At 71.0% G+C, this 22182-nt stretch carries 22 protein-coding genes, 2 pseudogenes and 1 riboswitch; of the genes and pseudogenes, 23 read left to right on the top strand and 1 reads right to left on the bottom strand.

All coding sequences use genetic code 11. The annotated features are described in order from the left end of the window. The first annotated feature begins 73 nt into the window (after positions 1 to 73). The 14 genes and pseudogenes from rimM to ACFXDJ_RS11570 all read left to right on the top strand — a co-directional run bounded on the left by rimM (position 74) and on the right by ACFXDJ_RS11570 (position 11506). Positions 74 to 631 carry a ribosome maturation factor RimM gene (gene rimM, locus ACFXDJ_RS11635; protein ID WP_384653601.1) on the top strand — a complete coding sequence of 186 codons (558 nt, stop codon included), beginning with the start codon at positions 74 to 76 and terminating at the stop codon, positions 629 to 631. After that, positions 631 to 1452 carry a tRNA (guanosine(37)-N1)-methyltransferase TrmD gene (gene trmD, locus ACFXDJ_RS11630; RefSeq protein WP_384653599.1) on the top strand — a complete coding sequence of 274 codons (822 nt, stop codon included), beginning with the start codon at positions 631 to 633 and terminating at the stop codon, positions 1450 to 1452. Before rimM ends, trmD begins: the two co-directional genes overlap by 1 nt. A gap of 134 nt (positions 1453 to 1586) precedes the next feature. Beyond that, positions 1587 to 1937: a 50S ribosomal protein L19 gene (gene rplS / locus ACFXDJ_RS11625; RefSeq protein WP_384653597.1), complete on the top strand. Its 351-nt coding sequence runs from the start codon at positions 1587 to 1589 to the stop codon at positions 1935 to 1937. A 44-nt stretch (positions 1938 to 1981) separates the two neighbouring features. Continuing rightward, positions 1982 to 2803: a signal peptidase I gene (gene lepB, locus ACFXDJ_RS11620; protein ID WP_384653595.1), complete on the top strand. Its 822-nt coding sequence runs from the start codon at positions 1982 to 1984 to the stop codon at positions 2801 to 2803. Beyond that, positions 2796 to 3851, top strand: a pseudogene (lepB, locus tag ACFXDJ_RS11615) (signal peptidase I); the annotation flags it as partial. The gene lepB (ACFXDJ_RS11620) and the pseudogene lepB (ACFXDJ_RS11615), both read left to right, overlap by 8 nt. Then, positions 3826 to 4740, top strand: a complete 915-nt coding sequence (lepB, locus tag ACFXDJ_RS11610) for a signal peptidase I (RefSeq protein ID WP_384653593.1) — start codon at positions 3826 to 3828, stop codon at positions 4738 to 4740. The pseudogene lepB (ACFXDJ_RS11615) and the gene lepB (ACFXDJ_RS11610), both read left to right, overlap by 26 nt. Positions 4741 to 4843: 103 nt before the next feature. Further along, positions 4844 to 5560, top strand: a complete 717-nt coding sequence (gene lepB, locus ACFXDJ_RS11605; RefSeq protein ID WP_384653591.1) for a signal peptidase I — start codon at positions 4844 to 4846, stop codon at positions 5558 to 5560. Continuing rightward, positions 5550 to 6080: an NUDIX hydrolase gene (locus ACFXDJ_RS11600; protein ID WP_384653589.1), complete on the top strand. Its 531-nt coding sequence runs from the start codon at positions 5550 to 5552 to the stop codon at positions 6078 to 6080. Before lepB (ACFXDJ_RS11605) ends, ACFXDJ_RS11600 begins: the two co-directional genes overlap by 11 nt. 54 nt (positions 6081 to 6134) lie before the next feature. Then, positions 6135 to 6443, top strand: coding sequence for a DUF2469 domain-containing protein (locus tag ACFXDJ_RS11595; RefSeq protein WP_005311352.1), 309 nt, complete (start codon positions 6135 to 6137; stop codon positions 6441 to 6443). Between the two features lie 155 nt (positions 6444 to 6598). After that, positions 6599 to 6970 (top strand): YraN family protein, encoded by a 372-nt coding sequence (locus ACFXDJ_RS11590; RefSeq protein WP_384653587.1) that lies wholly within the window; start codon positions 6599 to 6601, stop codon positions 6968 to 6970. Further along, on the top strand, positions 6970 to 8595 hold the full coding sequence (locus ACFXDJ_RS11585) for a YifB family Mg chelatase-like AAA ATPase (RefSeq protein ID WP_384653585.1): 1626 nt from the start codon (positions 6970 to 6972) through the stop codon (positions 8593 to 8595). The genes ACFXDJ_RS11590 and ACFXDJ_RS11585 overlap by 1 nt, the downstream gene beginning before the upstream one ends. Beyond that, positions 8592 to 9839, top strand: a complete 1248-nt coding sequence (dprA, locus tag ACFXDJ_RS11580; protein WP_384653583.1) for a DNA-processing protein DprA — start codon at positions 8592 to 8594, stop codon at positions 9837 to 9839. Before ACFXDJ_RS11585 ends, dprA begins: the two co-directional genes overlap by 4 nt. A gap of 209 nt (positions 9840 to 10048) precedes the next feature. Then, on the top strand, positions 10049 to 10885 hold the full coding sequence (whiG, locus tag ACFXDJ_RS11575) for an RNA polymerase sigma factor WhiG (protein ID WP_384653582.1): 837 nt from the start codon (positions 10049 to 10051) through the stop codon (positions 10883 to 10885). Between the two features lie 63 nt (positions 10886 to 10948). Continuing rightward, the gene (locus tag ACFXDJ_RS11570) at positions 10949 to 11506 is read left to right on the top strand and encodes a TetR/AcrR family transcriptional regulator (protein ID WP_384653615.1); all 558 of its coding nucleotides are present in this window, start codon (positions 10949 to 10951) and stop codon (positions 11504 to 11506) included. 108 nt (positions 11507 to 11614) lie between these two features. Here ACFXDJ_RS11570 and ACFXDJ_RS11565 read toward each other — a convergent pair. After that, positions 11615 to 12004: pseudogene (locus tag ACFXDJ_RS11565) on the bottom strand (peptidoglycan DD-metalloendopeptidase family protein); the annotation flags it as partial. A 255-nt stretch (positions 12005 to 12259) separates the two neighbouring features. On the opposite strand from ACFXDJ_RS11565, the gene rpsB reads away from it, so the two are divergent. The 9 genes from rpsB to ACFXDJ_RS11520 all read left to right on the top strand — a co-directional run bounded on the left by rpsB (position 12260) and on the right by ACFXDJ_RS11520 (position 22113). Beyond that, on the top strand, positions 12260 to 13177 hold the full coding sequence (gene rpsB, locus ACFXDJ_RS11560; protein WP_384653580.1) for a 30S ribosomal protein S2: 918 nt from the start codon (positions 12260 to 12262) through the stop codon (positions 13175 to 13177). Between the two features lie 137 nt (positions 13178 to 13314). Further along, a complete protein-coding gene (gene tsf / locus ACFXDJ_RS11555) occupies positions 13315 to 14151 on the top strand; it encodes a translation elongation factor Ts (RefSeq protein WP_384653578.1) in 837 nt (278 codons plus the stop codon). 162 nt (positions 14152 to 14313) lie between these two features. Next, positions 14314 to 15093, top strand: a complete 780-nt coding sequence (pyrH, locus tag ACFXDJ_RS11550) for a UMP kinase (RefSeq protein WP_384653576.1) — start codon at positions 14314 to 14316, stop codon at positions 15091 to 15093. 99 nt (positions 15094 to 15192) lie between these two features. Further along, entirely contained in the window at positions 15193 to 15750 is a 558-nt protein-coding gene (frr, locus tag ACFXDJ_RS11545) for a ribosome recycling factor (protein WP_384653575.1), read from the top strand. Beyond that, the gene (locus tag ACFXDJ_RS11540) at positions 15750 to 16826 is read left to right on the top strand and encodes a phosphatidate cytidylyltransferase (protein ID WP_384653573.1); all 1077 of its coding nucleotides are present in this window, start codon (positions 15750 to 15752) and stop codon (positions 16824 to 16826) included. The genes frr and ACFXDJ_RS11540 overlap by 1 nt, the downstream gene beginning before the upstream one ends. 120 nt (positions 16827 to 16946) lie before the next feature. After that, positions 16947 to 18059 (top strand): 23S rRNA (adenine(2503)-C(2))-methyltransferase RlmN, encoded by a 1113-nt coding sequence (gene rlmN / locus ACFXDJ_RS11535; RefSeq protein ID WP_356512024.1) that lies wholly within the window; start codon positions 16947 to 16949, stop codon positions 18057 to 18059. A gap of 59 nt (positions 18060 to 18118) precedes the next feature. Beyond that, a riboswitch (TPP riboswitch) is annotated at positions 18119 to 18227 on the top strand. Positions 18228 to 18311: 84 nt separating this feature from the next. Next, complete coding sequence (locus tag ACFXDJ_RS11530; protein ID WP_384653571.1) at positions 18312 to 19415, top strand: thiamine ABC transporter substrate binding subunit; 1104 nt, start codon at positions 18312 to 18314, stop codon at positions 19413 to 19415. Positions 19416 to 19474: 59 nt separating this feature from the next. Next, positions 19475 to 21091 carry an ABC transporter permease gene (locus ACFXDJ_RS11525; protein ID WP_384653613.1) on the top strand — a complete coding sequence of 539 codons (1617 nt, stop codon included), beginning with the start codon at positions 19475 to 19477 and terminating at the stop codon, positions 21089 to 21091. Further along, positions 21091 to 22113, top strand: a complete 1023-nt coding sequence (locus ACFXDJ_RS11520) for an ABC transporter ATP-binding protein (protein ID WP_384848911.1) — start codon at positions 21091 to 21093, stop codon at positions 22111 to 22113. Before ACFXDJ_RS11525 ends, ACFXDJ_RS11520 begins: the two co-directional genes overlap by 1 nt. Positions 22114 to 22182 lie beyond the last annotated feature (69 nt).

Raw genomic sequence — 22182 nt, 5'->3', positions numbered from 1 at the left:
AACACCGGCACGGGCCGGGGAGGGCATACGTGCCCGCCCCGGCCCGTCGTCGTCTGAACAGGAGAGATGCACAGTGCAGCTGGTAGTCGCGCGGATCGGCCGCGCCCACGGGATCAAGGGTGAGGTCACCGTCGAGGTGCGGACCGACGAGCCCGAGCTGCGGCTCGGGCCCGGTGCCGTGCTCCTGACCGAGCCGGCGTCGGCGGGACCGCTGACGGTGGAGACGGGCCGGGTGCACAGCGGGAGGCTGATGCTCCGCTTCGAGGGGGTCAAGGACCGCACCGGCGCCGAGGCGCTGCGCAACATCCTGCTCATCGCCGAGGTGGACCCGGCGGAGCTGCCGGAAGAGGAAGACGAGTACTACGACCACCAGCTGATGGACCTCGACGTGGTCCTGGAGGACGGCACCGAGGTCGGCCGGATCACCGAGATCTCGCACCTGCCCTCGCAGGACCTGTTCATCGTCGAGCGGCCGGACGGCACCGAGGTGATGATCCCCTTCGTCGAGGAGATCGTCGCCGAGATCGACCTCGAAGAGCAGCGCTGCGTCATCACCCCGCCGCCCGGGCTGATCGACGACCGCGAGGCGATCATCGACTCCACGCGTGACGAGGACGGGGCAGGCGCCTGATGCGTCTCGACGTCGTCACGATCTTCCCCGAGTACCTGGAGCCGCTCAACGTCTCCCTGGTCGGCAAGGCGCGGGCCCGCGGACAGCTCGACGTACACGTCCACGACCTGCGGGAATGGACGTACGACCGGCACAACACGGTGGACGACACCCCGTACGGCGGCGGCCCCGGCATGGTCATGAAGACCGACCCGTGGGGCGAGGCCCTGGACACGGCGCTGGCCGACGGCTACGAGGCGGGCGCACACGGGCCCGTCATGGTCGTCCCCACCCCCAGCGGCCGGCCGTTCACCCAGGAGCTCGCGGTCGAGCTCTCCGAGCGCCCCTGGCTGATCTTCACCCCGGCCCGGTACGAGGGCATCGACCGCCGGGTCATGGACGAGTACGCCACGCGCATGCCGGTCTACGAGGTCTCCATCGGGGACTACGTCCTGGCCGGCGGCGAGGCGGCCGTCCTGGTGGTCACCGAGGCCGTGGCCCGGCTGCTGCCCGGGGTCCTCGGCAACGCCGAATCGCACCGCGACGACTCCTTCGCGCCCGGGGACATGGCGAACCTGCTCGAAGGGCCCGTCTACACCAAGCCCCCGGAGTGGCGCGGCCGCGGCATCCCGGAGGTCCTGCTCAGCGGGCACCACGGCAAGATCGCCCGGTGGCGCCGCGACGAGGCCTTCCGCCGGACCGCGAGCAACCGCCCGGACCTGATCGAGCGCTGCGAGGCCTCCGCCTTCGACAAGAAGGACCGCGAGCTGCTGTCCGTCCTCGGCTGGAAGCCTTCCCCCGACGGCCGATTTTGGCGTAGGCCGGAGAGCGTGGAAGAATAGGCGGCTGCTGTGTGCTCGCGTACGCCCCTGCCACAGGGGGACCGTCGTCCGCCGAGTCCCGCAGCTCCCGAATTCTCTACGGAAACCCCGCATCGGCGGCCTGTGGCGTCATGCGAAGAAAGCAGACGAATTACATGTCTCACCTGCTCGATGGCGTCAACGCCGCCACGCTCCGCTCGGACCTCCCGGCCTTCCGCCCGGGTGACACGATCAACGTGCACGTCCGCGTGATCGAGGGCAACCGCTCCCGTATCCAGCAGTTCAAGGGTGTCGTCATCCGTCGCCAGGGCTCTGGCGTCTCCGAGACCTTCACCGTCCGCAAGGTCTCCTTCAGCGTCGGCGTGGAGCGTACCTTCCCGGTCCACTCCCCGATCTTCGAGAAGATCGAGCTCGTCACCCGCGGTGACGTGCGTCGCGCCAAGCTGTACTTCCTCCGTGAGCTCCGCGGCAAGGCCGCGAAGATCAAGGAGAAGCGCGACCGCTGATCTGCTCTCCGTGTTCAGGGGACGGCCGGATAGGCTCGCCCCCGATGGACACCGAAGCACCTCACACGCAGCGCGGCCACTCTTCCCCCGGCGAGGGGGAGGGGCGGTCGCGTTTCGCGTTTTCCGGAGCGGGTTCCGACCGGGCTTCCGACGCGGCGGCTGGCCAAGCGGCTGGCCAAGCGTCCGATCCGGCGTCCGACCCGGCGTCCGGTCAGGCTGCCGGCGCGGGGTGGCTGACCTGGCGGCGGGCCGGGCTACTGGGCGTGATCTGCACGGTCTTCCTGCTCCTGCTCAGCAATTTCGTACTCCAGCCCTTCCTCATCCCGAGCCGCTCGATGGAGCCGACGCTCAAGGTCGGGGACCGGGTGCTGGTCAACAAGCTGGCGTACCGCTTCGGCGACCAGCCGAAGCGCGGGGACGTCGTGGTCTTCGACGGCACGGGCTCCTTCGTGCCGGAGGGCCCGGCCGGGAACCCCTTGGGGAACGCCCTGCACGGTGCGGCCTCTGCGCTCGGGCTCGCGGAACCTTCCGACACCGACTTCGTGAAGCGGGTCGTGGGCGTCGGCGGCGACGACGTGGCCTGCGACGAGCACGGCCGGATCAAGGTCAACGGGGTGCCGCTGGACGAGCCGTACCTGTTCCCCGGAGACACGGGCTCGAAGGTCCCCTTCCGGATCGTCGTGCCCCTTGGGACCCTGTGGGTCATGGGCGATCATCGTTCCCAGTCCCGGGATTCCCGGGACCACCTGGGGGAACCGGGCGGGGGGATGGTGCCGGTGGAGAAGGTGATCGGGCGGGCCGACGGGATCGGCTGGCCGGTTTCGCGCTGGGGCGGCGTGGCCTCCGCGGACGGCGGCCGTGGGTAGCCGGGGGCGCCGGAGAGGCGAGTGGGACACGGATCGGGAGAGTGGTCCGCAGGCCGGGGCCGAGCCCGAGCCAGCCCTTGCCGAGGCCAAGGTCGCGGTCGGTGCTAAGGAGTCCGGTGCCGGTGCCGTCGAGCCCGGCGGCCGGGCCGACCGGCGCCGGCTGGCCCGCCGGGTCCGGCGCAGGCGCCGTACCCGCCGCGTGGGGGAACTGCCCCTGCTGGTGGTGGTCGCGCTGTGCATCGCCCTGATCCTCAAGACCTTCCTGGTGCAGGCCTTCTTCATCCCGTCGGGCTCCATGGAGGAGACGATCCGGATCGGCGACCGGGTCCTGGTGGACAAGCTGACGCCCTGGTTCGGCTCCAAGGTGGAGCGCGGCGACGTCGTCGTGTTCAAGGACCCCGGCGGCTGGCTCGGCGGCGAGAACGCCCGTCCGGCACCGGACCCGGTGGGCGTCAAGCAGGTCAAGCAGACACTCACCTTCATCGGCCTGCTGCCCTCGGCCGACGAACAGGACCTGATCAAGCGGGTCATCGGAGTCGGCGGGGACACCGTGAAGTGCTGCGACGCCCGCGGCCGGGTCAGCGTCAACGGATCCCCGCTCGAAGAGCCCTACATCAACCCGGGCAACGCGCCCTCGGAGATCCGCTTCGAGGTCCACGTACCCGAGGGGCGGATGTTCGTCATGGGCGACCACCGGGCGAACTCGGCCGACTCCCGCTACCACCTCGACGAGGCCTTCCAGGGCACTGTGGACGAGAAGGAGGTGGTCGGTCGGGCCGTGGTGATCGCCTGGCCGTTCGGGCACTGGCGCCGCCTCGAACAGCCCGCCACCTTCCGGATGGTGCCGGACCAGGCGCGCGCCGGACGCCGCGCGCCCCGTCGGCGCCGTCGGAGCACGTCGTTCGCATAGTGTGTCCTCGGTCTCCCGCGCCTTCGGGAACTCCCGGTCGTTAAGGGAGGGGAGGGCCCGTGCCTGATCCGGCCGGGTGTCGATTTCCGAATGAGGAGTGGATGTGGGGGATGTGGCGGTAGGCGCACGGTCCGGACGTGACGAAGGCGGCGAGCAGCCGGACGACGCCGTCGAGCACGATGCCGTCGAGCACGACGGCGGTCAGACGGACGGCGCGGAGGCGCGCCCGCACCGCTCTTTCTGGAAGGAGCTGCCGCTCCTGGTCGGAATCGCCCTGCTGCTCGCTCTGCTGATCAAGACCTTCCTGGTGCAGGCGTTCTCGATCCCGTCCGACTCCATGCAGAACACCCTCCAGCGGGGCGACCGGGTATTGGTCGACAAGCTGACGCCGTGGTTCGGCTCGGAGCCCGAGCGCGGGGAGGTCGTGGTCTTCCACGACCCCGCGAACTGGCTGAGCGGGGAGGCCACCCCCGAGCCGAACATCGCGCAGAAGGCCCTCAGCTGGATCGGCCTCATGCCCTCCGCGGAGGAGAAGGACCTGATCAAGCGCACGATCGCGGTCGGTGGCGACACGGTCGAGTGCAAGCGGGGCGGCCCGGTCATGGTCAACGGCAAGGCGCTCGACGAGCCGTACATCTTCCCCGGCAACACTCCGTGCGACGACTTCCCCTTCGGGCCGCTCACGGTGCCCAAGGGCAAGATCTGGGTGATGGGCGACCACCGGCAGAACTCCCAGGACTCCCGCTACCACCAGCAGGACTCCACCCAGGGCTTCGTGCCCGTCAAGGACGTCGTCGGGCGGGCCGTGGTGGTCGCGTGGCCGCTCACCCGCTGGTCCACCCTGCCGGTCCCGGACACCTTCGACCAGCCGGGCATCGGCAACCAGGCCAAGGCCACCGCGCTCGGTCTCGGGGCCTCCGGCCTGGCGCCGGTCGGGCTCGGCCCGGCCGCTCTCGGGTTCGCCGGCGCGGTGCCGGTCGTACTGTGGCGCCGACGGAAGCTGACCTCGGGGCGTACTGGCAGGTAGGGTGCCGCCCAGGTCGACGATCTCCGAGTGTGGGGGCGCTGCAATGGGCGGAACACGAGCTATACGAGCAGGTGACGGCGATGGCCGCGGCGGTCTCGGCAACATGTTGTCGGGAATCGCCGTGGCCATCGGCTTCGTGCTCTTCCTGGGCGGCTTCGTGTGGGGAGCCGTCGTGTACCAGCCGTACACGGTGCCGACCGACTCGATGGTGCCGACGGTGAAGCCCGGGGACCGGGTGCTGGCCCAGCGCATCGACGGCGGCGAAGTGCGGCGCGGGGACGTGGTCATCTTCAAGGACGCGCAGTGGAGCGATTCGCCCATGGTCAAGCGCGTCGTCGGCATCGGCGGGGACACCGTCACCTGCTGTGGCCAGGGCGGCCGGCTCACCCTGAACGGCAAGGAGCTGGACGAGCCGTACATCGAGGAGGAGAAGCTCGACGTGGTGGGTGCGCCGGGCGGCTCCGCCTCCCGGATCCCCTTCGAGGTGACGGTCCCCGAGGGCAGCCTCTTCCTCCTGGGCGACCGGCGCGGCACCTCGATGGACTCCCGTTCGCACCTCCAGGAAGCCGGGCAGGGGACGGTGCCCCGGTCGGCGGTGAGCGCCCGCGTCGACGCCCTCGCCTGGCCCTCCATGTCGATGCTGGACCGGCCGCGGACCTACGAGGCCCTGCCCGGCGGGATCTCCAAGGCGGGTCCGCTGCGCCTCCAGGTGGCCGCCGTGGCGGCCGGAGCCGTCCTGGTCCTGCTCGGAGCCGCGTACGGGCCCCTCGTACGGGTCCTCGGGCGCGGGCGCAGGAAGGAGCGGGCCGGTGTCCGCTGACGCGAAGCCGCAGGGGGCCGGCCCGGGTACGGGCGGCGAGGGGCCGCGCAAGGTGTCGCGCGTGGTGCTGCTGGACCCCGAGGACCGGATCCTGCTGCTCCACGGCTTCGAGCCGGGCGATCCGGCGGACGACTGGTGGTTCACCCCGGGCGGCGGCCTGGAAGGGTCCGAGACCCGTGAGGAGGCCGCGCTCCGCGAGCTCGCGGAGGAGACCGGGATCACGGAGGTGGAGCTGGGGCCGGTGCTGTGGCACCGCTACTGCGAGTTCCCCTTCGACGGGCGCCGCTGGGAGCAGGACGAGTGGTACTTCCTGGCCCGTACCGTCCGGACGCAGACCGAGATGGGCGGCCTCACCGAACTGGAGCGGCGCAGCGTCTCCGGGGCCAGGTGGTGGACCTCCGGGGAACTCCTGGCGGCCCGTGAGACGGTGTACCCGACCAGACTCGCGGAGCTGCTCCGCACGCTGCTCGACGACGGTCCCCCGGGTGCGCCCGTGAACCTGGCTCCGGAAATCGTTTAGGGGCGCAGGGGCCTGGCGCACAATAGGGGGACGCAGGCTGAAGGGGAACATGCCATGAGTGCCGAGGACCTCGAGAAGTACGAGACCGAGATGGAGCTGAAGCTCTATCGCGAGTACCGCGACGTCGTCGGGCTGTTCAAGTATGTGATCGAGACGGAACGTCGTTTCTACCTCACCAACGACTACGAGATGCAGGTGCACTCGGTCCAGGGGGAGGTCTTTTTCGAGGTCTCGATGGCCGACGCGTGGGTCTGGGACATGTACCGGCCGGCCCGGTTCGTGAAGCAGGTACGGGTGCTGACCTTCAAGGACGTGAACATCGAGGAGCTCAACAAGAGCGATCTCGAACTTCCGGGCAGCTAGGCAGGCCGCCTTCGGGCGGTCCGGGGGAAGGGGTGGTCCTGACCTGCGCGGTTCACCCGCAGGAGTGACGGGGTTGTCCACAATGCCCTGACTGTCCACCAAGATCCACAAGGTGGGCGGGGACGCGGGATCGTCGGTGCCGGAGGTGGTGCCGGATGAACGCGAAGGGCGTGGCACAGCAGGCATTGGGGCGGTACGGCGAGGAGCTCGCGACGCGGCGGCTCACCGAGGCCGGCATGACGGTGATCGCGCGGAACTGGCGGTGCCGCAGCGGGGAGATCGACATCGTCGCCCGGGACGGGGACGCCCTCGTCGTGTGCGAGGTCAAGACCCGGCGGGCGGGGGAGTTCGAGCACCCCATGGCCGCCCTGCGGCCCGGCAAGGCAGAGCGGTTGCGGCGCCTCGCCGGGCGCTGGCTCGCCGATCACGGCGGACCGCCCCCGGGCGGGGTCCGCATCGACCTGGTCGGAGTCCTGCTGCCGCGGCGCGGTGCGCCCGTGGTGGAGCACATCAGGGGGGCCGCCTGATGGGGTTCGCGCGAGCCTGCTCGGTCGCCCTGGTGGGCGTCGACGGCGTGGTGGTGGAAGTCCAGGCCGACCTGGAGCCCGGGGTCGCGGCCTTCACCCTGGTCGGGCTGCCCGACAAGACCCTGATCGAGAGCCGGGACCGGGTGCGGGCGGCCGTGGTGAACTCCGGGGCCGTCTGGCCGCAGAAGAAGCTCACCGTGGGACTCAGCCCGGCCTCGGTACCGAAATCCGGAGCTGGCTTCGACCTGGCCGTGGCCGCCGCCGTCCTCGGCGCGGCCGAGGTGGTCGACCCCGGCGTGATCGCCGATCTGGTGCTCATCGGGGAGCTGGGCCTGGACGGCCGGGTGCGACCCGTCCGCGGGATCCTGCCGGCGGTGCTCGCCGCGGCCGAGGCCGGATACCGGCAGGTCGTGGTCCCGCAGCAGTGCGCAGCCGAGGCCATGCTGGTCCCGGACGTCGCGGTGCTCGGCGTGCGCAGCCTGCGGCAGCTGATCGCGGTGCTGACCGACGGGGAGGTACCCGAGGAAGATCCACCCGGTCCGACGGGACGGCCCGACGCGATGCTGGCCGGGCTGGTCGTCCCCGGAGCCGGACTCGGCACGGGGGTCGCCCGGGGCGGCGAGAACGGGCGGGACTTCCCGGACCTCGCGGACGTCGCCGGACAGCACTCCGCCCGCCGGGCCCTGGAAGTGGCGGCCGCCGGGGGCCACCACCTCTTCCTGAGCGGACCTCCGGGCGCCGGCAAAACGATGCTCGCCGAGCGGATCCCCTGGATCCTGCCGCCGCTCACCCGGCAGGACTCCCTGGAGGTCACGGCCGTCCACTCGGTCGCGGGAATCCTGCCCCCGGGCGAGCCCCTCGTCGCCCGGCCTCCCTACTGCGCCCCGCACCACTCGGCGACCATGCAGTCTCTCGTCGGGGGCGGGGCCGGGGTGCCCAGACCCGGGGCGGTGTCGCTGGCCCACAGGGGGGTGCTCTTCTTGGACGAAGCGGCGGAGTTCAGCACCAAGGTCCTGGACGCGCTGCGCCAGCCCCTCGAAGCCGGGCACGTGGTCATCGCGCGGGCCGCCGGGGTGGTGAGGCTGCCGGCCAGGTTCCTGATGGTGCTCGCCGCCAACCCCTGCCCGTGCGGGCGGCACACCCTGCTCGGGGCCGGCTGCGAATGCCCGGCCTCGGTGATCCGGCGCTACCAGGCCCGGCTGTCGGGGCCGCTGCTGGACCGGGTGGACCTCAGGGTCGAGGTCGAGCCGGTCACCCGCTCCGATCTGCTGGGTCGCGGCGGCCGGGGCGAAGCCACGGGGCTGGTCGCCGACCGGGTCCGGGAAGCCCGGGACCGGGCCGCGGTGCGGTTGGCCGGCACCCCGTGGCGGCTCAACGCCGAGGTGCCCGGCCACGAGTTGCGGACCCGCTGGCAGGCCGGGCCGGGCGCGCTGGCCCAGGCGGAGCGGGACCTGGAGCGCGGACTGCTCACCGCGCGGGGCCTGGACCGGGTGCTCCGGGTCGCCTGGACGGTGGCGGACCTGCGCGGTCACGACCGCCCCGACCCGCTGGACGTGGCCGTCGCGCTGGAACTCCGTACGGGCATCGCCCGCGGAGCGGCGGCAGCGATGGGCCCCAGCTCATGACCGGCCCCACCGGCCCCACCTGCGGCTCCGCCCCCGATCCGGAGCCGGGACCGGAGCCGGGGCCGGGGCCGGGAGCGGAGCCGGGGCCGGAGGTGCTGGCGAGGGCCGCGCTGACCCGGGTGCTGGAGCCGGGGGAGGAGCACGGCGGGCGCTGGTTGCGCGCGTACGGGGCGGCCGGGCTCATACGGCTGCTGACCGGGCCCGAGCCGGACCCCCGGATGCTGCCCGGGGTCGGCGCCGAGCGGTTGGCCGGCTACCGCAGACGGGCGGCGCTGGCCGACCCGCGGCGGGACCTGGCGGCCGCCGCCGAGTCGGGCGGATGGTTCGTCTGCCCGGCGTCGGCGGAGTGGCCGACCCAGCTGGACGGGCTCGGCGACGCCCGGCCCGTCGGGCTGTGGGTGCGGGGCACCCCGAGCCTGCGGACCTGGGCGCTGCGCTCGGTGTCGGTGGTCGGGGCGCGCGCCTGTACCCCGTACGGGGCACACATGGCCCAGTCCCTCGCCGCCGGGCTAGCCGAGCGCGGCTGGGTGGTCGTCTCGGGGGCGGCGTACGGGATCGACGGCGCCGCCCACCGGGGCGCCCTCTCCGCGGGCGGCGCCACTGTCGCCGTGCTGGCCTGCGGGGTGGACGTGCCCTACCCGCGCGGGCACGCCGGACTCCTCGGCCGGATCGCCGCGCAGGGGCTCGTGCTCGGTGAACTGCCACCGGGGAGCCACCCCACGCCGAGCCGGTTCGTCCTGCGCAACCGGGTCATCGCCGCGCTGACCCGGGGCACGGTCGTCGTGGAGGCGGCCCACCGCAGCGGATCCCTGGTCACCGCCCGGCGCGCCCAGGCGCTGGGGAGGTTCACCATGGGCATCCCGGGCCCCGCCACGAGCGGGCTCTCGGCCGGGGTGCACGAGCTGCTGCGCGGGGAGGCGGTGCTGGTCACGGACGCCGCGGAGGTCGTCGAGCTCGTCGGCGGGATGGGCGAGCTGGCTCCCGAGCGGCGCGGCCCGGTGATCGCCCGGGACCTGTTGGATCCCGGCACCCTGCGGGTGCTCGAAGCCCTCCCGGCCGGCCGGCTCGCCGATCTGGAGGAGGTGGCCCTCGCGGCGGGCACCGGCACCGATGAAGTCATCGGCAGACTGTACGAACTTCACTCTCTGGGGTTCGTCGAACGGCAGGGCGACGGATGGCAGTTGACCAGGTCGCGGCGGGGAGGAGGCACACAAACCGGAGCCACCCGGCGAGGCGGTCGTTGACCTGGGGCGTTCCGGTGGAAGAGTGAAGCCGATGAGAGACGCGGTCTTCCCGGTGGCACTCGCCGGGACCGTGCGCCAGGCGCCGGTCCCGGGCCGCCCGCGCGAGTCGGGACGCCCTTGCGGGCCCGCTCGATCCCGTACCCTTCGCGCACCGCGACACTTCCGTCACGCTACGCTCCCAAGGAATCCGGCTCCGGCAAAGGCGAAGCATGCCCCAGCACACCTCAGGGTCTGACCGCGCTGCGGTGCCCCCCGCCGCACGAGGCGGCGAGCGGTCCACCGCGCCCTCGTCCCTGGAGGTGCTGTGGCGCTCGTACAAGGAGACGGCCGACGAGCGGCTGCGGGAGCAGCTGATCCTGCACTACTCGCCCCTGGTGAAGTACGTGGCGGGCCGGGTCAGCGTCGGGTTGCCGCCCAATGTGGAACAGGCCGACTTCGTCTCCTCCGGAGTCTTCGGACTGATCGACGCCATCGAGAAGTTCGACATCGAACGGTCCATCAAGTTCGAGACGTACGCGATCACCCGGATCCGGGGCGCGATGATCGACGAACTGCGGGCGCTGGACTGGATCCCCCGCTCGGTGCGGCAGAAGGCGCGGGCCGTCGAGCGGGCCTACGCCACGCTGGAGGCCCAGCTGCGGCGCACCCCGACCGAGAGCGAGGTCGCGGGGGAGATGGGCATCGGGGTGGAGGAACTCCACGCGGTGTTCAGCCAGTTGTCGCTGGCCAATGTGGTCGCCCTGGAAGAGCTGCTGCACGCCGGCGGGGAGGGCGGCGACCGCCTCTCGCTGATGGACACCCTGGAGGACACCGCCGCGGACAATCCGGTGGAGGTCGCGGAGGACCGCGAGCTGCGGCGGCTGCTCGCGCGGGCCATCAACACACTGCCCGAGCGGGAGAAGACGGTGGTGACCCTCTACTACTACGAGGGCCTCACGCTCGCCGAGATCGGCAATGTCCTGGGCGTCACCGAGAGCCGCGTCAGCCAGATCCACACCAAGTCGGTACTGCAACTGCGGGCGAAGCTGGCGGACGTGGGCCGCTGAGCACGAGACGGCCTTGCGGGACCTCCGTAGAGTGGACGCGTGCCCAGGATTCGAGCGGCCTCCGTGGCCGAGCACCGGTCGATGCAGCGCGGCTCTCTGTTGGACGCCGCGCGTTCCCTGCTGTCAGAAGGGGGGACGGAAGCGCTGACCTTCCCCGCCCTCGCCGAGCGGACCGGCCTCGCCCGGTCTTCGGTGTACGAGTACTTCCGCTCCCGTGCGGCCGTCGTCGAAGAGCTCTGCGCGGTGGACTTTCCCGTGTGGGCCGCCGAGATCGAGGCGGCGATGTCCGAGGCGGACTCGCCGGAGGCGAAGATCGAGGCGTATGTACGGAGCCAGCTCGGGCTGGTCGGGGACCGCCGCCACCGTGCGGTGGTGGCGATCTCGGCCAGTGAGCTGGACGCCGGGGCGCGGGAGAAGATCCGTGCGGCCCACGGAGGGCTGATCGCGATGATCGTCGAAGCCCTGGGAGCGCTGGGGCAGAAGGAGCCGCGGCTGGCGGCCATGCTCCTTCAGGGAGTGGTCGACGCCGCCGTCCGCCGGATCGAGGCGGCCTCGGGCGAGGATCCGTCCGTGGTCACCGATGCGGCCGTGGCGATGGCCCTGCGGGGCGTCGGGGGATGAGGGGGTAAGGGGGAGCAGGCGGGGCGTGGGCCTGGGGGTGAGGGCCAAGGGGTTGAGGTAGGTGTCGCCCCTGAGGAGCCCCCAGTGCAGGCAGGGCTGCCCAGGGCAGTGGGGTCCGCCCGTGAGGACGGCGACCGGCTGGCCCGCCGCGACCTCGGCGCCCTCCGCGACCAGGGGACGGACCGGTTCGTACGTCGTGCGCAGGCCGCCCGGCAGGGTGAGGGAGAGGACTCCGCGCCCCGCCACCAGGCCGGCGTAGTGGACCCGGCCCGGACCCACCGCCCGTAGCTCCGAGCCCACCGGCGCCGCCAGGTCCACCCCCCGGTGACCCGCTGCGTACGGGGTCGGGGGCGGATCCCACCAGCGGACCACCGTCAGGGGGGACGGAAGGGGCCGCGCTCCGGAGCTCCAGGGAGTTCCGGAGGCGGGGGGACCGGACGTGAGGGACCCGGAGGCGAGGGACAGGGTCAGCAGCAGGGCGAGGAAGAGTGTCGTCATGGTGCTCAGGATCCCGCCCGCGGCCGGCCCGCCGCCGGGCCTGTGGACAGCCGGGCGGCTGTGGACAAGCACGTCACCCGGCATACCGCCGGGTCCCGTACACTTCTTGTGGCGATCCGGGTCACCGGGTCGACTTCGCACGCCCCAGCACCGGCAGCCCAGGCAGCCGGATGACAGCGTCTCTCGGTCCCCTTCTTCGGGGGCAGGGCGCGACAGGGGCGTCAGGAACCAAACCGAGAAAACAAGGAGATGGCCATGGCCGTCGTAACGATGCGGGAGCTGCTGGAAAGCGGCGTCCACTTCGGTCACCAGACCCGCCGCTGGAACCCGAAGATGAAGCGCTTCATCTTCACGGAGCGCAACGGCATCTACATCATCGACCTGCTCCAGTCGCTGTCGTACATCGACCGCGCCTACGAGTTCGTGAAGGAGACCGTCGCCCACGGCGGTTCCATCATGTTCGTCGGTACCAAGAAGCAGGCCCAGGAGGCCATCGCCGAGCAGGCGACGCGCGTTGGTATGCCGTACGTCAACCAGCGCTGGCTGGGTGGCATGCTCACCAACTTCTCCACCGTCTACAAGCGCCTTCAGCGTCTGAAGGAGCTTGAGGCGATCGACTTCGAGGACGTCGCCGCCTCGGGTCTCACCAAGAAGGAGCTCCTGGTCCTCTCTCGCGAGAAGATCAAGCTGGAGAAGACCCTCGGTGGTATCCGCGAGATGTCGAAGGTCCCCAGCGCCGTCTGGATCGTCGACACCAAGAAGGAGCACATCGCCGTCGGTGAGGCGCGCAAGCTCCACATCCCGGTCGTCGCGATCCTCGACACCAACTGTGACCCCGACGAGGTCGACTACAAGATCCCGGGCAACGACGACGCGATCCGCTCCGTCACCCTGCTCACCCGCGTGATCGCCGACGCCGTCGCCGAGGGCCTCATCGCCCGTTCCGGTGCCGCCACTGGTGACTCGAAGCCGGGCGAGAAGGCCGCTGCCGAGCCGCTCGCCGAGTGGGAGCGCGACCTGCTCGAGGGCGAGAAGAAGGCCGACGACGCTGAGGCCGCTCCGGCCGAGGCCGCTGTCGAGACCCCCGCCGTCGAGGCTGAGGCCGCTCCGGCCGCCGAGGTCGTCGCCGAGGCCGTCGTCGAGGCTCCGGCCGCCGACGCCGAGCAGGCCTGACCCACTGAGAGCGCCCGGCGTTCACGCGCCGGGCACTCACAGCACGGACGATGACGGCGGGGGAGGGCCGCGCCACGAGCGCGCCTCCTCCGCCGTTCACCCGTAGATCTACGACTTCGAGAGAGAATCACAGACTCATGGCGAACTACACCGCCGCTGACGTCAAGAAGCTCCGCGAGCTCACCGGCGTCGGCATGCTGGACTGCAAGAACGCGCTGGTCGAGTCCGACGGTGACGTCGACAAGGCCGTCGAGGCGCTCCGTATCAAGGGTCAGAAGGGCGTCGCCAAGCGCGAAGGCCGTTCTGCCGAGAACGGTGCTGTCGTCTCCATCATCTCCGAGGACAACACCTCCGGTGTTCTCGTCGAGCTGAAGTGCGAGACGGACTTCGTCGCCAAGGGCGACAAGTTCCTGGCTGTCACCAACCAGCTGGCCGCGCACATCGCCGCCACGTCCCCGGCCGACATCGAGGCGCTCCTGGCGTCCGAGATCGAGCCCGGCAAGACCGTGCAGGCGTTCGTGGACGAGGCCAACGCCAACCTCGGCGAGAAGATCGTCCTGGACCGCTTCGCGCAGTTCACCGGCGGTTACGTCTCGGCGTACATGCACCGCACGATGCCCGACCTGCCGTTCCAGATCGGCGTCCTGGTCGAGCTCGACAAGGAGAACGCCGAGGTCGCCCGCGGCGTCGCGCAGCACATCGCCGCGTTCGCGCCGAAGTGGCTGTCCGCCGAGGACGTGCCGGCCGAGGTCGTCGAGTCCGAGCGTCGCGTGGCCGAAGAGGTCACCCGCGCGGAGGGCAAGCCCGAGGCTGCCCTGCCGAAGATCGTCGAGGGTCGCGTCAACGGTTTCTTCCGTGACAACACCCTGCTCGGCCAGGCCTACGCCCTGGACGCCAAGAAGTCCGTCCAGAAGGTTCTGGACGAGGCCGGTGTCACCCTGGTGCGCTTCTCGCGCATCAAGGTCGGCATCTGAGTCCGTCCGTACGCGACGGACACCGGACCCCGGTAGGGTCTGAAGCAGTCGCCCGCGTTCGCGCAGGGCGACCGCAGATCTGACGAGGAGGCCATTGCCGTAGAGGGAACCGCGAGGACCCACCGGCAATGGCCTTCTTCGTATGTGCATGAGGAGATCTCCATGAATCAGGGCGTGGCCCCCCACACCGCTTCCGACGACAAGAGCGACCAGGAAAAGAAGGGCCGCCGCTTCATGCTGAAGCTGTCGGGCGAGGCCTTCTCCGGTGGCGGAGGACTGGGCGTCGACCCCGACGTCGTCCATGCCATCGCGCGTGAAATCGCCGCGGTGGTCCGCGACGGATCGGAGATCGCCGTCGTGATCGGCGGCGGCAACTTCTTCCGCGGCGCCGAACTCCAGCAGCGCGGCATGGACCGGGCCCGGTCCGACTACATGGGCATGCTCGGCACGGTCATGAACTGCCTCGCCCTCCAGGACTTCCTGGAGAAGGAGGGCATCGACTCCCGAGTCCAGACCGCCATCACCATGGGCCAGGTCGCGGAGCCGTACATCCCGCTGCGTGCCGTGCGCCACCTGGAGAAGGGCCGCGTCGTCATCTTCGGCGCCGGCATGGGCATGCCCTACTTCTCCACCGACACCACGGCCGCCCAGCGTGCCCTGGAAATCGATGCGGAAGCCCTGCTCATGGGCAAGAACGGCGTCGACGGGGTGTACGACTCCGACCCCAAGAAGAACCCGGACGCGGTGAAGTTCGACGCGCTGGAGTACAGCGAGGTGCTCTCGCGCGACCTCAAGGTCGCCGACGCCACCGCCATCACGCTGTGCCGCGACAACAAGCTGCCGATCCTGGTCTTCGAGCTGCTCGCCGAGGGCAATATCGCCCGCGCCGTCAAGGGTGAGAAGATCGGCACGCTCGTGAGCGACCAGGGCACCCGGGCCTGAGCACTCCGGGACGAGCACACCGCTGCCGGTTCGCGCCCTGCCGGGCCGAGCCGGCTCCGCCCGCCTGAACCATCCATTTCTGATATGCAGGAGCACGTGGTGATCGAAGAAACCCTCCTCGAGGCCGAGGAGAAGATGGAGAAGGCCGTCGTCGTCGCCAAGGAAGACTTCGCGGCGATCCGCACCGGCCGTGCGCACCCGGCGATGTTCAACAAGATCGTGGCGGAGTACTACGGCGCCATCACGCCCATCAACCAGCTCGCGTCCTTCGCGGTGCCCGAGCCGCGCATGGCCATCGTGACGCCGTTCGACGCGTCTGCCCTGCGCAACATCGAGCAGGCCATCCGCGACTCCGACCTGGGCGTCAACCCCAGCAACGACGGCCGCATCATCCGGGTGACCTTCCCCGAGCTGACGCAGGACCGCCGCAAGGAGTACATCAAGGTCGCGCGCACCAAGGCCGAGGACTCCAAGGTCTCGATCCGCGCCGTCCGCCGCAAGGCGAAGGACGCCCTCGACAAGCTCGTCAAGGACAAGGAAGCCGGCGAGGACGAGGTGCGCCGCGCCGAGAAGGAGCTCGACGACACCACCGCGAAGTACGTCGCGCAGGTGGACGAGCTGCTCAAGCACAAGGAAGCCGAGCTCCTCGAAGTCTGATGAACGACACTTCCTGGCAGCCGGAGCCGGTTCCGGCGGGTCCCGCATACGATGCGCAGGCGGGCCCGCACACTCGGCCCATGCCCATCGTGCCCGATGCCGCCGGCCGTGACTTCGACGACCGGGAAGCACGCGATCGGGGGGCCGCCGCTGACGGCGGCTCCCTCTTCCGCGCCGAAACGCCGCCGCAGGAGCCCATGCCCAGCCCTCCGCCGCCCCCGCCTTCGCAGGCCCCGCAGGACTCCTCGCCGCCGCAGAAGAAGCGCGCGGGGCGGGACCTGCGTGCCGCCATAGGGGTGGGCGTCGGCCTCGGCGCGGTGATCTTCGCCTCCCTGTTCATCGTCAAGGCGGTGTTCGTCGGCGTCGTCGTCGTGGCGGTCGTCGTGGGCCTGTGGGAGCTCACCTCCCGGCTCCAGGAGAAGAAGGGCATCAAGGCCCCGCTGGTCCCGCTCGCGATCGGCGGCGCGGCGATGGTCATCGCCGGGTACGTCCGTGGCGCCGAGGGCGCCTGGGTGGCGATGGCCCTGACCGCGCTGGCGGTCCTGGTCTGGCGGATGACCGAACCGCCCGAGGACTACCTCAGGGACGTCACGGCCGGCGTCTTCGCCGCGTTCTACGTGCCCTTCCTGGCCACCTTCGTCGCGATGCTGCTCACCGCCGACGACGGACCGCAGCGGGTGGTCACCTTCCTGGTCCTGACCGTGGTCAGCGACACCGGGGCCTACGCGGTCGGCTGGCGCTTCGGCAAGACCAAGCTCGCCCCGCGCATCAGTCCCGGCAAGACCCGCGAGGGACTCCTCGGAGCGGTGGCCTTCGCGATGGGGGCCGGCGCGCTGTGCATGGAGTTCCTGATCGACGGGGGTTCCTGGTGGCAGGGCCTGGTACTGGGCTTCGCGGTCGCGGTCAGCGCCACGCTGGGTGACCTCGGCGAGTCGATGATCAAGCGGGACCTCGGCATCAAGGACATGGGCACGCTGCTGCCGGGCCACGGCGGGATCATGGACCGGCTGGACTCGCTGCTTCCGACGGCTCCCGTGGTGTGGCTGCTGCTGGCGGCCTTCGTCGGCACTGGCTGACCTGGCGGACCTGGCTGACCGGGCTGACCTGCGAAAAGGCGCCCCTACAGGCCGGGCGGTTACTCTTGGAAGGCGCGCTGCTTCTGCGGCGCGCCTTTCGTCTTACAAGGAGTACCTGCCATGGCCCGCCCTGTTCCGGGAGAGCTCACTTTCGTCGCCCCCCGTGGAGCGAAGAAGCCGCCCCGGCACCTCGCCGACCTCACCCCCGAGGAGCGCCGGGAGGCCGTCGCCGCGATCGGCGAGAAGCCGTTCCGGGCCAAGCAGCTCTCGCAGCACTACTTCGCCCGGTACGCGCACGACCCGGCCGAGTGGACCGACATCCCCGCGGCGTCCCGCGAGAAGCTCCAGCAGGAGCTGCTGCCGGACCTGATGAACGTCATCCGGCACATCTCGTGCGATGACGACACCACCCGCAAGACCCTGTGGAAGCTGCACGACGGCACGCTCGTCGAGTCCGTGCTGATGCGCTACCCCGACCGGGTCACCATGTGCATCTCCTCGCAGGCCGGCTGCGGCATGAACTGCCCGTTCTGCGCCACCGGCCAGGCGGGTCTCGACCGCAACCTGTCCACCGCCGAGATCGTCCACCAGATCGTCGACGGCATGCGCGCCCTGCGCGACGGCGAGGTCCCCGGCGGCCCGGCCCGGCTGTCGAACATCGTCTTCATGGGCATGGGCGAGCCGCTCGCCAACTACAACCGCGTCGTCGGCGCCATCCGCCGTCTCACCGACCCGGAGCCCGACGGCCTGGGCCTGTCCCAGCGCGGGATCACCGTCTCCACCGTCGGCCTGGTCCCGGCCATGCTGCGCTTCGCCGACGAGGGCTTCAAGTGCCGCCTCGCCGTGTCGCTGCACGCGCCGGACGACGAGCTGCGCGACACCCTCGTCCCGGTGAACACCCGCTGGAACGTGCGCGAGGTGCTGGGCGCGGCCTGGGAGTACGCGGAGAAGTCCGGCCGCCGCATCTCCATCGAGTACGCCCTGATCCGCGACATCAACGACCAGGCCTGGCGCGGTGACCTGCTCGGCAAGCTCCTCAAGGGCAAGCGGGTACACGTCAACCTGATCCCGCTGAACCCGACGCCGGGCTCGAAGTGGACGGCCTCGCGGCCCGAGGACGAGAAGGCCTTCGTGGAGGCCATCGCCCGCCACGGCGTGCCGGTGACCGTACGCGACACCCGTGGTCAGGAGATCGACGGCGCGTGCGGTCAGCTCGCCGCCTCGGAGCGCTGATTCCCGCCATTTAAGGTTTGCAATCGGCCACGGGGTACCCTGTGGCCGAACCAATTTCATATTTCCGACAGGGGAGCGCCACAGCGCTGAGAGTGCGGTAACCGTCACCGCAGACCCTCTGAACCTCGCCCCGGTCATTCGGGGTAGGAAGTTCGGTCACCACTCAAGCTGTTGCGCCCTGCCCGGCGTCCGCTCCACAGAGCGCCGGGCGGGGCCGCGTCTTCTCCTGGACATCCCAGGAGGAATTGACCAGTGAGCACCACCAAGAAGATCGCGGGCGTCGCGCTCGCCGCCGCGCTCGGCGTCACCACGCTCAGCGCCTGTGGCGGCGGCGACGCCAAGGACAAGTCCGCGGCGGGCGCGAGCGAGGCACCCAAGTCCAAGACGATCACCCTCGTCTCGCACGACTCCTTCCAGGTGACCGACGCGGTCCTCAAGGAGTTCGAGCAGCAGAGCGGCTACACCGTCAAGGTCCTGAAGTCGGGCGACGCCGGCGCCGCCCTGAACCAGGAGATCCTCACCAAGGGCTCCCCGCGCGGCGACGTCTTCTTCGGCGTGGACAACACGCTCCTCTCCCGCGCCCTCGACAACGGCATCTTCACGCCGTACGAGGCCAAGGGACTGCCCGAGGTGAAGCCCGAGTTCGTGCTCGACAAGGAGCACCGGGTCACCCCGGTCGACTCCGGCGACATCTGCGTCAACTACGACAAGGCCTACTTCGCCGACAAGAAGCTCGCCCCGCCGCAGACGCTGGACGACCTGACCAAGCCGGAGTACAAGAACCTGCTGGTCACCGAGAACGCCGCGACCTCCTCGCCCGGCCTCGGCTTCCTCCTCGCCTCCGTCGGCAAGTACGGCGACGACGGCTGGAAGGACTACTGGAGCAAGCTCAAGGCCAACGGCGTCGAGGTCGTCGACGGCTGGGAGCAGGCCTACAACGAGCGCTTCTCCGGCTCGGCGGGCGGCAAGAAGGCCAAGGGCGACCGCCCGCTGGTCGTCTCCTACGCCTCCAGCCCGCCGGCCGAGGTGCTCTACAGCGAGCCGCAGCCGGCCGAGGCCCCCACGGGCGTGGCCACCGGCACCTGCTTCCGCCAGGTCGAGTTCGCCGGCCTGCTGAAGGGCGCGAAGAACGAGGAGGGCGGCAAGGCGCTCCTCGACTTCCTGATCTCCAAGAAGTTCCAGGAGGACATGCCGCTCCAGATGTTCGTGAACCCGGTGACCAAGGACGCGAAGCTGCCGGAGCTGTTCACGAAGCACGGCGTCGTGATCGAGAAGCCGGAGACGGTCGCACCGGACGCCATCGCGAAGAACCGTGACCAGTGGGTCAAGACGTGGTCGACGCTCGTCGTGAAGTAGTACAGATGAACGAGGTTCCGAAGGAGAGCGGGCGGGCCACGGCCGTCAGGCTCGGTCTGATGGCCGTGCCGCTCGTCTTCTTCGGGCTGTTCTTCGCCTATCCCGTCGCCGCGATCGTCGGGCGCGGGCTCAAGACCGGCGACGGCTGGCAGTTCGGCCGGATCGGCGAGGTGCTGGCCCGGCCCGACATCGGCGAGGTGCTCTGGTTCACCACCTGGCAGGCGCTCGCCTCGACGGCGCTCACGCTCCTGATCGCACTCCCCGGCGCGTACGTCTTCGCGCGCTTCGAGTTCCCCGGCAAACAACTGCTGCGGGCGCTCGTGACCGTGCCGTTCGTACTGCCGACCGTCGTGGTCGGCACCGCCTTCCTGGCACTCGTGGGGCGGGGCGGTCTGCTGGACGAGCTGTGGGGCATCCGCCTCGACACGACCGTCTGGGCGATCCTGCTCGCGCACGTCTTCTTCAACTACGCCGTCGTCATCCGTACGGTCGGCGGGCTCTGGGCGCAGCTGGACCCGCGCCAGGAGGAGGCCGCCCGGGTGCTGGGCGCCGGGCGGTTCGCCGCCTGGCGTCGCGTGACGCTGCCCGCGCTGGCCCCGGCAGTGGCCGCCGCCTCGCTGATGGTGTTCCTGTTCACGTTCTCCTCCTTCGGCGTCGTGCAGATCCTGGGCGGGCCCTCGTACTCCACCCTGGAGGTGGAGGTCTACCGGCAGACCGCCCAGCTCCTGGACCTGCCTACGGCCGCCGTGCTGACGATGGTGCAGTTCGTGGCGATCGGCGCGATCCTCGGCGTGCACTCCTGGACGGTGCGCAAGCGGGAGACCGCGCTGCGGCTCGTGGACCCCGCGCGCACCGCGCACCGGCCGCGCGGCCCGGCGCAGCGCTCCCTGCTCGGCGGGGTGCTGCTGACGGTGGCGCTGCTGATCGCGCTCCCGCTCGGTGTGCTCGTGGAACGCTCCCTCGACGCCCCCGGCGGCTACGGATTCGGCTTCTACCGGGCGCTCCAGGAAGTGGGCGCCGGTGGCGGAACGTTCCTGGTGCCGCCGCTGGAGGCCATCTGGAACTCCCTCCAGTACGCCCTCGCCGCCACCGCCATCGCGCTGGTCGTCGGCGGGCTCGCGGCCGCCGCGCTGACCCGCCGGGGCGGCCGCTTCGTACGGGGCTTCGACGCGCTGCTGATGCTGCCGCTCGGGGTGTCGGCCGTGACGGTCGGTTTCGGGTTCCTCATCACCCTCGACAAGCCGCCGCTGGACCTGCGCACTTCGTGGATCCTGGTGCCGCTGGCGCAGGCGCTGGTCGGCGTGCCCTTCGTCGTACGGACCATGCTGCCCGTACTGCGCGCGGTGGACGGGCGGCTGCGCGAGGCCGCCGCCGTGCTCGGGGCCTCGCCGCTGCGGGCCTGGCGCGAGGTCGACCTGCCGATGGTGCGCCGGGCCCTGCTGATCGCGGCGGGCTTCGCCTTCGCGGTGTCCCTCGGGGAGTTCGGGGCGACCGTCTTCATCGCACGGCCCGACCGTCCGACGCTGCCGGTCGCCGTGGCGCGGCTGCTGGGGCGGGCCGGCGAGATGAACTACGGGCAGGCGATGGCCCTGAGCACGATCCTGATGCTGGTGTGCGCGGTGTCCCTGCTGCTGCTGGAGCGACTGCGGCCCGACAAGACTTCCGGAGAGTTCTGATGACCCTGCTTCAGTTGGAAGGGGTGTCGGTCCGCTTCGGTGAGCGCGCGGTCGTGGACGCCGTGGACCTGGAGGTCGCCGAGCACGAGACCGTGTGCGTGCTGGGGCCGAGCGGGAGCGGCAAGTCCACCCTGCTGCGGGTGGTGGCCGGGCTCCAGCCCGTCTCGGGCGGCCGGGTGCTGCTCGGCGGCGCCGACCAGGCCGGGGTCCCCGTGCACCGGCGGGGGGTGGGCCTGATGTTCCAGGACCACCAGCTGTTCCCGCACCGGGACGTGGGCGGGAACGTCGCGTTCGGACTGCGGATGCGGGGCTCTTCGAAGACGGCCTACGAGGGCCAGGTGGCCCAGTTGCTCGAACTGGTCGGGCTTCCCGGGGCCCAGGGCCGGGCGGTGGCCTCGCTCTCCGGCGGCGAGCAGCAGCGCGTCGCGCTGGCGCGGGCGCTGGCTCCGTCTCCGCGGCTGCTGATGCTGGACGAGCCCCTGGGGCAGCTGGACCGGGGGCTGCGGGAGCGGCTGGTCGTGGAGCTTCAGGGGCTGTTCTCGCGTCTGGGGACGACCGTGCTGGCCGTGACGCACGACCAGGGGGAGGCGTTCGCCCTGGCCGACCGGGTGGTCGTGATGCGGGACGGGCGGATCGCGCAGGCGGGGACTCCGCTGGAGGTCTGGGACCGGCCGGCCTCGGAGTTCGTGGCGCGGTTCCTGGGCTTCGAGAACGTGGCTCCGGCGGCGGTCGCCGCGGGGGTGGCCTCGACGCCCTGGGGCAAGGTCCCGGTGCCGGCCGGGTCCCCGGAGGGCGACCGCAAGGTGCTGATCCGGCCCGCCGGGGTCGTGCTGTCGCCCGAGGGGCTGGGCTGCGAGGTCGTCTCGCGGACCTTCCGCGGGACGCACGTCGCGCTGCTGCTGCGGCCCGGGGCGGGGCCGGTGCTGGAGGCGGAGTGCGGTCTTTTGGGGGCGCCGGCGGTAGGGGACCGGGTCGCGGTGACCTTCGCCCCGGCCGAGGTGGTCGTCCTGCCGGGGGAGTAGGGGGGCGGGGGGGGGGGGCGCCCCGCGGGCGGGTATATAAAATAAACAAACACACAAAAAAGATATAAA

The organism is Streptomyces sp. NPDC059443, assembly GCF_042750105.1.
GTDB lineage: Bacteria > Actinomycetota > Actinomycetes > Streptomycetales > Streptomycetaceae > Streptomyces.
This window is presented reverse-complemented; position numbering and strand designations above follow the sequence as displayed.